The following is an 8,613-nucleotide window of genomic DNA, read 5'->3' as shown; positions in this document are numbered from 1 at the left end:
CCTTCGGCTCGCTCGAACAGCACCCATTCTTTTTCCGAAAACCGGTTGTGACCGCGGGGCTTTTCAACGGGTTTATAAAATCACAGGCGTTGATGTTCTATATTCTATTTGTAAACAATGTATTACAATTCATTTCAATGTGGTATTTGGGGTCGCCAGCAAACCGTATTCAGCTTACGCATGGAATCAATACAACGTTTTTTATCTTCACTTAAACGTGAATAACCGCTATATTTATGTATCCATTGTGCAGATGATGTAAAATCCACACCGGATGATTACCTGTGAAAAGCATATTTGAACGCATACGGTGCGAAGATGTGGACTGCCCCGAACGTGCAGAGTGCTGTACGACAGTCCGCTGGCGTATCTCAGAACATGAGTATCACGACGCCACCTTCCGCGAATGGTGGCTCCTCCATGAGGGCGCCCGCCTGTACGAGGAGGACGGCGTTCGTTACATTCAGTGGCCCATGCGCTGCAGGTATGTTTCGGAGGATGGTCTCAGGTGCATGAATTATGACAACAGACCGGAAAACTGCCGACGGTATGTATGCCAGCGTATGGCGGAAACCGGTTCAGGGAAAGAGGAGTAGATTGTGGAAGAGATAACGGTATTCCGCACCTGGGATGAACCGACCGCGGACATGGCGGTTGGTCTTCTCCGTGCTGAGGGATTGAATGCCACCAAACTGGCCGATGTTCCACGGTCGGTCTATCCGTTCACCATGGACGGTCTCGGGGAGATCGAGATACGTGTCCCCGAAAACGAGGCGGATCAGGCGCTGGAGATAATCGCGGCGCGTTTTTCGGAAGACCCATCCTCGTCGCTTTCGGAATCGGACGAATTTCCCGAAGAATAAAGCTTTCGGCGGTTTTCTCCGGATAATGCTCCCCCAAGATCATGCAATGTAAAAACCGCTTGACAAATCACCCGCTTTTTAATATCATTATTCCTACTGAAATAGTAATAATTAAGACCGGTTATCTGAAAAGTGTTTTGTGGCACCGTTACTTACGGTGTATTGTTTCGGAGAAAGATGCCGAAACGAGTTCGGTATGACAGGTGTTCTGAACTCGTTTCAGGATATTTTTCCCTTTCATTATGCAGTTAGTATGTGTGTTGTATGTATTACTGGTGCTTTTCAATCGATTGGTATGTGGATTATCTGAAATATAAAAAATACTGGATATCCCTTTTGATAAGCATGGGAAACGTTTTAGTCAGAAATATATGATTTCTTCGACACTATGTGATCCCCCCTGCCTGCGGCATCCCCCCTTGTTAAGGGAGGAAAAAACGGACAGGGGAATGGGTTGGTTCCCCCTTTGTTTTGTAAGGGAGACACGGCGAAGCCGAGTGGGATTAATGATGTCAGCTGGCTTAGCTGGATAACCGGATAACACTATTATGCATGGTGCATTAATTCTGTTTTTTAAAGGGTAAAAAAGAGGAAAAGATGAAGCTTTCGACAAAAGGACGATATGGCGCACGGGCCGCACTCGAGCTGGCGCTCAGGTATGGCGAGGGAGTAGTCATGGTTCGCCAGATCGCCGAGAGCCAGGACATATCGGTACGGTACCTCGAACACATACTGAACGCACTCCGCGCCGCGGGAATTGTCAAGAGTACCCGTGGAGCCCAGGGCGGCTACGAGCTCGCAAAGCAGCCATCGGATATTACGCTCGGTGAGATCGTACGCGCTCTCGAGGGTCCCATGGACATTGTCTCGTGCACAGGCGACAGGGACTGCGGGAGAATCCCGGAATGCATCATGTGCGACATCTGGACCGAGGTCAAACTCGCCATCGATGGTGTACTCGATGAACTGACACTCGCGGAGATGGTCAGAAGACACCACGAGCTCAATAGAAAAAGGGCGTATGAATATATCATCTGAAGTATACTGAAAGGACAAAATCATGGATGAACATTTTAAGGGTTTCGGAACCAGGGCTGTCCATGCCGGGCATACGCCCGACAGCACCACACATGCGCGCGCGGTTCCCATTTATCAGACTACATCGTTTCTTTTTGACGATACACAGCATGCGGCGGACCTGTTCGCGCTGAGACAATTCGGGAATATCTATACCCGCATCATGAACCCGACTTCGGATGCGCTCGAACAGCGGATTGCCTCGCTCGAAGGGGGAGTGGGAGCCCTTGCGGTCGCGTCGGGTCAGGCAGCGGAAACCATAGCGCTCCTTACCCTTGCCGGAGCGGGCGACGAGATCGTATCATCCACCGACCTGTACGGCGGGACGGTGAGCCTGTTCACCCACACATTCAGCAAACTGGGCATAAAAGTGACCTATGTTCCGCCCAACGATTTCGATGCATGGGAACGGGCTGTGACCGATAAAACGAAGGCGTTTTATACCGAAACCATCGGCAATCCGAAACTCGAAATCTGCGATATCGAAAAGATTACTGCAATCGGGCGCCGTCACGGTATACCGCTCGTAGTGGACAGCACTTTCACCACGCCATATCTTGAACGGCCGTTCGAATTCGGCACAGCGGTCGTGGTTCATTCGGCAACGAAATTCATCGGCGGCCACGGCACATCCATAGGCGGCCTGATTGTCGATTCGGGGACGTTCGACTGGGCCGGCTCCGGCCGGTTTCCGTCGTTTGTCCAGCCCGATCCCGCTTACCATGGCTTGAAGTTTGTGGAAACCTTCGGAAATCTGGCGTTTATCATCAGGGCACGGGTTATCGGACTCCGTGATATGGGCCCGGCGCTGAGCCCGTTCAACTCGTGGATGTTTCTTCAGGGGCTCGAAACACTTCACCTCAGGATGGAACGTCACTCCGAAAATGCGCTGAAGGTGGCGCGGTTCCTCGAAGGGCATTCCTGCGTGACATGGGTGCGGTATCCCGGGCTCGAATCATCGCCGACATACCATCTCAGGGACAAGTATCTTTCCAACGGCCAGGGCGCGCTCATCGGGTTCGGTATAAGGGGCGGAAAGCAGTCAGCGGTGAAGTTTATCGAGGGAGTCAGGCTGTTCAGTCATCTTGCCAACATCGGCGACGCAAAAAGCCTCGTGATCCATCCCGCGACTACAACGCACGAGCAGCTCACGGAAGAAGAACAGCTCGCGGCCGGAGTGACTCCGGATTTCATTCGCCTGAGCATCGGTATCGAGGATGTCGACGATATCATCGGCGATCTTGACCGTGCGCTCACGATGAGTGTCGGTTGTACGTGATGAGCAATTCTCTCGATTGGTGAAGCCGTCCTGTCGAACGATGGGCATGTGAGTGATGAAATGCTGTATGTGAGGAGCTGACCGGTTCATGGAAAAGAATTCAGTCGGACTTGTGAAGGAGCAGAAATTTTCTTTCGGTTCCGCCGATAATCCCATGACGCTCGAATCGGGCGAAACCCTCGGCCCGGTAGATATCGTATACGAAACCTACGGGGAGCCGAACGCCGACCGTTCGAACGCCATCCTCATTCTCCATGCCCTGTCAGGCGACGCCCATGCTGCGGGATACCATCAGCCCCGTGACCGCCGGACGGGGTGGTGGGACGGCATGATCGGGCCGGGAAAAGGATTCGATACCCGGAAATACTGGGTTATCTGCTCGAACATCATCGGCGGATGCAAAGGATCGACCGGGCCGGGATCGAGGAATCCCGCGACCGGAAAACCGTACGGCCTCGATTTTCCCATTATCACGATCGGTGACATGGTGGATGCCCAGAAGCGGCTTATCGACCATCTCGGCATCACGAAGCTCTATTCGATGGCAGGCGGATCGATGGGCGGTTTCCAGGTGCTCGAGTGGACGCTCCGGTATCCCGGGATGGTCAGGTCGGCGATTCCCGTTGCATCCTGTGCACAGCTTTCCGCGCAGGGGATAGCGTTCAACGCCGTCGGCCGTCACGCCATCACGAGCGATCCGGACTGGATGGGAGGTCACTACTATGGCACTCCGGGGCCGCTGCACGGTCTTGCAATCGCACGCATGGTGGGACATATAACATACCTGTCGGAACTGAGCATGGATTCTAAATTCGGGCGGCGTCTCCAGTCGGGCGACCGTTTCAGCTACGATTTCACCACCGAATTCGCTGTCGAATCGTACCTCAATTACCAGGGACACCGGTTCACCGAGCGTTTCGACGCCAACAGCTACCTCTATATCACCAAAGCCATGGACTATTTCGATATTTCAAGAAGTTACGGTCCTCTTACACGGGCTTTCGCCGATGTGCTTGCGAAATATCTCTTTGTGTCCTACAGCTCGGACTGGCTGTTCACGACCGAGCAGTCAAGAGAGATTGTCCGGGCGCTCCTTGCGAATGACAAGGATGTATCTTTTATCGAAATCGATTCCTCCTACGGTCATGATGCTTTTCTCATCGAAGAGGAGCAGCTAACGAGAATAGTCACGGCGTTTCTGGACAGTGTCGCCAAATGAATGAATGGAATATCCTTGAATAACAACCACATAGACAGGCTCACACGGGCTGACCGCGACATCATAGGGGCAATCGTTCCCGAGGGGGCTCATGTGCTCGATCTCGGGTGCGGCGACGGTGGTCTGCTTGCCGAGCTTACGGATAAAAAGGGCGTTGCAGGCCGTGGTGTCGACATCAACTGGCAGAGCCTTATCAACGCCATGGAGCGGGGGCTTTCTGTGTACCACGGCAACCTGGACGAGGGGCTTGCGGATTTTCCCGATAACGCGTACGATTATGTGATTCTCAACCAGACGCTCCAGGTCATTACGAAGCCGCGGACGGTGATAAAGGAGATGCTCCGTGTCGGAAAGTGCGGCATCGTGGGATTTCCCAACTTCGGGCACTGGCATCTTCGGCTCAGCCTTCTTCTGCGGGGACGGATGCCGAAATCCCGGAGGCTTCCGTTCGAATGGCACGACACGCCGAACATACATCAACTCACGATAAAAGACTTCAAGGATTTCTGCAGGGAAGAGGATATTTCGATTATCAGGGAAGAGTATTTCATGCTCGGGAAATGGCGGTGGTCGACGCTGGTCAATCCGCTGGCGAATGTGCTTGCCCTGACCGGCATGTTCGTGATCACCCGCACGCGGTAAGAATCCGAACGTATTTTCGCGGATTTGTTTTTATATATCTGACCGATGTAACATTGTAGGGATCATTCATTAATTACCCATAATCCGTGTCTTTGTGGTAAAAAATTTTCATGAGTAATCCGGAATAACATCTGTATGAAAGATGAAAAAGACCAGTATATGTCCATATTTTGAGAGGACATGTGTTCGGACAGAAAAGGAGTATCATAATGATTTATAAGGATATAACACAGACAATCGGCAACACACCGCTCGTGATGCTCAACCGTATGGCTGTTCCCGACGCACGGGTCGCGGTCAAGCTCGAATCGTTCAATCCCCTCTCTTCGGTGAAAGACAGAATCGGTCTCAACATGATAGTCGCGGCCGAGCAGGCGGGGAAAATCGGCCCCGGCAGCGTGCTGGTTGAGCCGACATCGGGAAACACCGGTATCGCGCTCGCGTTTGTCTGCGCTTCACGGGGGTATCGGCTGATACTGACCATGCCCGAGAGCATGAGTCTCGAACGGCGGAAGCTTCTGGCGTTTTTAGGCGCTGAGCTCGTGCTCACTCCTGCGGCCGAGGGTATGAAAGGCGCGATCGGCAAGGCGGAGGAGATAGTCGGAACCACAAAAAATGCCCTTATGCTCAACCAGTTCGGCAATCCCGCGAACCCCGAAATTCACCGCATCACCACAGCCGAGGAAATCTGGAAGGATACGGATGGCGGTGTGGATGTGTTTGTTGCGGGTGTGGGAACCGGCGGCACGGTTACCGGCATCGGCGAAGTTCTCAAGAAAAAAAAGCCCTCGCTCCGGGTCATAGCGGTAGAGCCCTCGGCCTCGCCGGTGCTTTCGGGCGGGAAACCAGGATCGCATAAAATCCAGGGCATCGGCGCCGGATTTGTACCGGATGTGCTCAACAGGGAAATCCTCGATGAAATTGTCATGGTTACCAACGAGGATGCCATGGAAACATCACGCCGTCTTGCCCGCGAGGAGGGCATCCTCGTCGGAATAAGCGCCGGGGCGAATGTGTGGGCGGCGCTCAGGGTGGCGGAACGCCCGGAGAACCACGGCAAACTCATCATAACCATCGGATGCGACACGGGCGAGCGGTATCTGTCGACCGAACTCTTTGCACAGGTGAGCGCATGATGAGCTCCATGAGCTGAGAAATGACCGAATAGTACAATAGCGACAATGACGTCATTATGACACTATGGTGACGGCAATATTTTATCAACTGAGTTGTCGCTGTCAGCTTGATCGGGAACCCTGAAACAGGCGTGTGTGAAGTGGATTCTGCAGGAATATTCGCACGGAAACCATTTTAGTTTTCAGTTTTCCACCCTGTTATTAAGTATTCTATATGATGAGAGGTGTATCAGACTGTGAAAGAAAAAATAATCTGCCCCGTATGCGGACATATCATAGAGCGTCACAAGAACCCGTTTCCGACTGTTGACGTCATCATCGAAATTGACGGCAAAGTGCTCCTGATCAGACGCAAAAATCCACCGTCCGGCTGGGCGCTCCCCGGCGGGTTTATCGAGTACGGCGAATCGGCGGAAGAAGCTGCTGTCCGTGAAATAAAAGAAGAAACGGGGATAAGTATCATCGGTCTCAGGCAGTTCCGCTGCTATTCCGACCCGGGCCGTGACCCGCGCTTTCACACCATCACCGTGGTGTTCGGAGCAGCGAGCACGGAAACACCGGTTGCGGGAGACGATGCCGCAGAGACCGGACTGTTCGACCCGGACCACCTTCCATCACCCCTCGCGTTCGACCACGGAATCATTCTGCACGATTATTTTTCGGAACGCCGTTAGATTTCATAAACGCTTACAGGCATGAGAATAGAACGTAGATTATCGCGGATGAAGCGGATTATCATGGATTACCTTTGTAAAAAAGGGGCAATTTATAAATACACCCCTTTGAACCTCTACAACACGGTTAACCCTGAAAATAGTATAATAAAAATAATAATATAGCGGGTACGAACATAATTGCTGAACCACCAATGATCAATGACAGCGAATCCTTTTTCTTCCCATTCCTGAAAGTAATGAATCCAATCGGTAATAACAGTAGTAAGAGAATCATAAATTTACTGTAGTGCATTCTGCACCTCCTCAATTTGCTGTCACGCGCCGCCCTGTGGAGCTCCCGATCCCTGACGGGCGACGAAGCCCAGTGTCTGCAGGCCGGTGGCGGACGGTGTCCCGGCGATCTGGGCGAGGTAGGTCTCGCCAAGCTTCTCGATGTGGTCGTTCACATTGTCGAAGTAGTTGAAGTGTATCTGTTCTTCGTCGATGACCGCTTCGAAGATTTTCAGGCTCGTGCTGTCGCCGTTCTCCCTGCATACGAGCAGGTACTGGTTGTACGTGTCGATCGTGTCGTCCTCGAGCTGGGCGTCAAAAGCGAAGACAGTCCGGATTTCCTGGCCTTTTACTGCTTTTGCTGTCGGATCGATGGTCGGCTCGCCTCCGAGCTCTTTGATCCGTTCGGCGAACATCTCCGCATGGCGCATTTCATCGACCGCAATGAGCTTGATCTTCGCCGCCATATCGCCGTAATCCATGTCGTCCAGATTGTAGTGCTGGTTCATGTACTGTGTGATTGCCTGCAGTTCCATGGCGCGGGCCTTGTTGAGGACTTCGATGACCTTTCTTCTGCGCAGTTCTTTTGTACTCTGTGCCATAGGGGGACCTCCGGATTCTCGAAAGAATTTAACTGTACTTCGCACTATCGATTCCCGAAAACAGATATTTCTGTTACCTGTGTGCGGCCGAACTTTATATACATTCAGGTAAACATCTTTTCGGAATTATATCACATGATAATAAAATCATACCACAGATGAAAGCGTCATGTCAACACTAATTTCCCGTTTTGTTACTTATCCCCGGGATTTATACAGGCTGTATGAGGTTTTTCTTTTTATGTTCGGCGATCAGCTTTTCGATTTTTTCCATGTCATCGGATGAAATATTACGGCTGTCGAGGAGCGAAGCTACCAATAGCAATGCCGAGCCATCAAACGCCCGCCCGAGAAGGTCCATTACCATGGAACGGTTCGCATCCGTCCGGTGCACAATAGCGCTGTATATGAATCCTCTTCCCTCACGATGGCGTTCGATATGCCCCTTGGCCTCGAGGATTGAAAGCACCTTGCGCACGGAACCGTCCGTAAGCTCCGTTCCCTTGTCGCGGAGAGCCGACCGGACCTGTTCCGAAGTTGCTTCCCCGAGTTCCCAGACAATGTTCATGAACTCAAGCTCGACTTCGGTGAATGTCCGTGATCTTCGACGAGCAGCCATATACTACCTCCCCCTGAAGGTTGAATGTCGAGAATTATTTCTCGAACAATATGGTTTCCCGGGCGATTTGTCAAGAAGAAAGAGCCTGAATGTTCGATCAGATTCAACCCGATCTATTCATAATTTTAAATAGAACAAGGATTTTTAGCTGAAAATGCATTTGCGGTTCCCGGTACATAAGCCCATATCCGATGTCTGGAGTCCCTGTGACACCGTCATTCCCGAATCA

General features: G+C 51.9%; 11 protein-coding genes. 9 read left to right on the top strand and 2 right to left on the bottom strand.

Going from position 1 to position 8,613, the window contains the following annotated elements; all coding sequences use genetic code 11:
• The 9 genes from LLG96_19115 to LLG96_19075 all read left to right on the top strand — a co-directional run.
• The coding region (locus tag LLG96_19115; protein MCE5252316.1) for a hypothetical protein at positions 1-262 on the top strand (262 nt) is incomplete at its 5' end.
• A 22-nt stretch (positions 263-284) separates the two neighbouring features.
• On the top strand, positions 285-596 hold the full coding sequence (locus LLG96_19110) for a YkgJ family cysteine cluster protein (protein ID MCE5252315.1): 312 nt from the start codon (positions 285-287) through the stop codon (positions 594-596).
• Positions 597-599: 3 nt separating this feature from the next.
• A complete protein-coding gene (locus LLG96_19105) occupies positions 600-863 on the top strand; it encodes a DUF2007 domain-containing protein (protein MCE5252314.1) in 264 nt (87 codons plus the stop codon).
• Between the two features lie 597 nt (positions 864-1,460).
• Positions 1,461-1,901 (top strand): RrF2 family transcriptional regulator, encoded by a 441-nt coding sequence (locus LLG96_19100; GenBank protein MCE5252313.1) that lies wholly within the window; start codon positions 1,461-1,463, stop codon positions 1,899-1,901.
• A 22-nt stretch (positions 1,902-1,923) separates the two neighbouring features.
• On the top strand, positions 1,924-3,219 hold the full coding sequence (locus LLG96_19095; protein ID MCE5252312.1) for an O-acetylhomoserine aminocarboxypropyltransferase/cysteine synthase: 1,296 nt from the start codon (positions 1,924-1,926) through the stop codon (positions 3,217-3,219).
• An 88-nt stretch (positions 3,220-3,307) separates the two neighbouring features.
• On the top strand, positions 3,308-4,438 hold the full coding sequence (locus tag LLG96_19090) for a homoserine O-acetyltransferase (protein ID MCE5252311.1): 1,131 nt from the start codon (positions 3,308-3,310) through the stop codon (positions 4,436-4,438).
• Positions 4,439-4,453: 15 nt separating this feature from the next.
• A complete protein-coding gene (metW, locus tag LLG96_19085) occupies positions 4,454-5,080 on the top strand; it encodes a methionine biosynthesis protein MetW (GenBank protein MCE5252310.1) in 627 nt (208 codons plus the stop codon).
• 206 nt (positions 5,081-5,286) lie between these two features.
• Positions 5,287-6,216 carry a cysteine synthase A gene (cysK, locus tag LLG96_19080; GenBank protein MCE5252309.1) on the top strand — a complete coding sequence of 310 codons (930 nt, stop codon included), beginning with the start codon at positions 5,287-5,289 and terminating at the stop codon, positions 6,214-6,216.
• Between the two features lie 314 nt (positions 6,217-6,530).
• Positions 6,531-6,890 (top strand): NUDIX hydrolase, encoded by a 360-nt coding sequence (locus LLG96_19075; GenBank protein MCE5252308.1) that lies wholly within the window; start codon positions 6,531-6,533, stop codon positions 6,888-6,890.
• Between the two features lie 317 nt (positions 6,891-7,207).
• Here LLG96_19075 and LLG96_19070 read toward each other — a convergent pair whose 3' ends face one another.
• On the bottom strand, positions 7,208-7,765 hold the full coding sequence (locus LLG96_19070; GenBank protein ID MCE5252307.1) for a manganese catalase family protein: 558 nt from the start codon (positions 7,763-7,765) through the stop codon (positions 7,208-7,210).
• A gap of 211 nt (positions 7,766-7,976) precedes the next feature.
• On the bottom strand, positions 7,977-8,384 hold the full coding sequence (locus LLG96_19065) for a BlaI/MecI/CopY family transcriptional regulator (GenBank protein MCE5252306.1): 408 nt from the start codon (positions 8,382-8,384) through the stop codon (positions 7,977-7,979).
• Positions 8,385-8,613 lie beyond the last annotated feature (229 nt).

Source organism: bacterium (genome assembly GCA_021372535.1).
Taxonomy (GTDB): Bacteria; Latescibacterota; Latescibacteria; order Latescibacterales; family Latescibacteraceae; genus JAFGMP01.
Note: the sequence above shows the minus strand (reverse complement) of the source record. Positions and strands in the feature narration are given on the sequence as shown.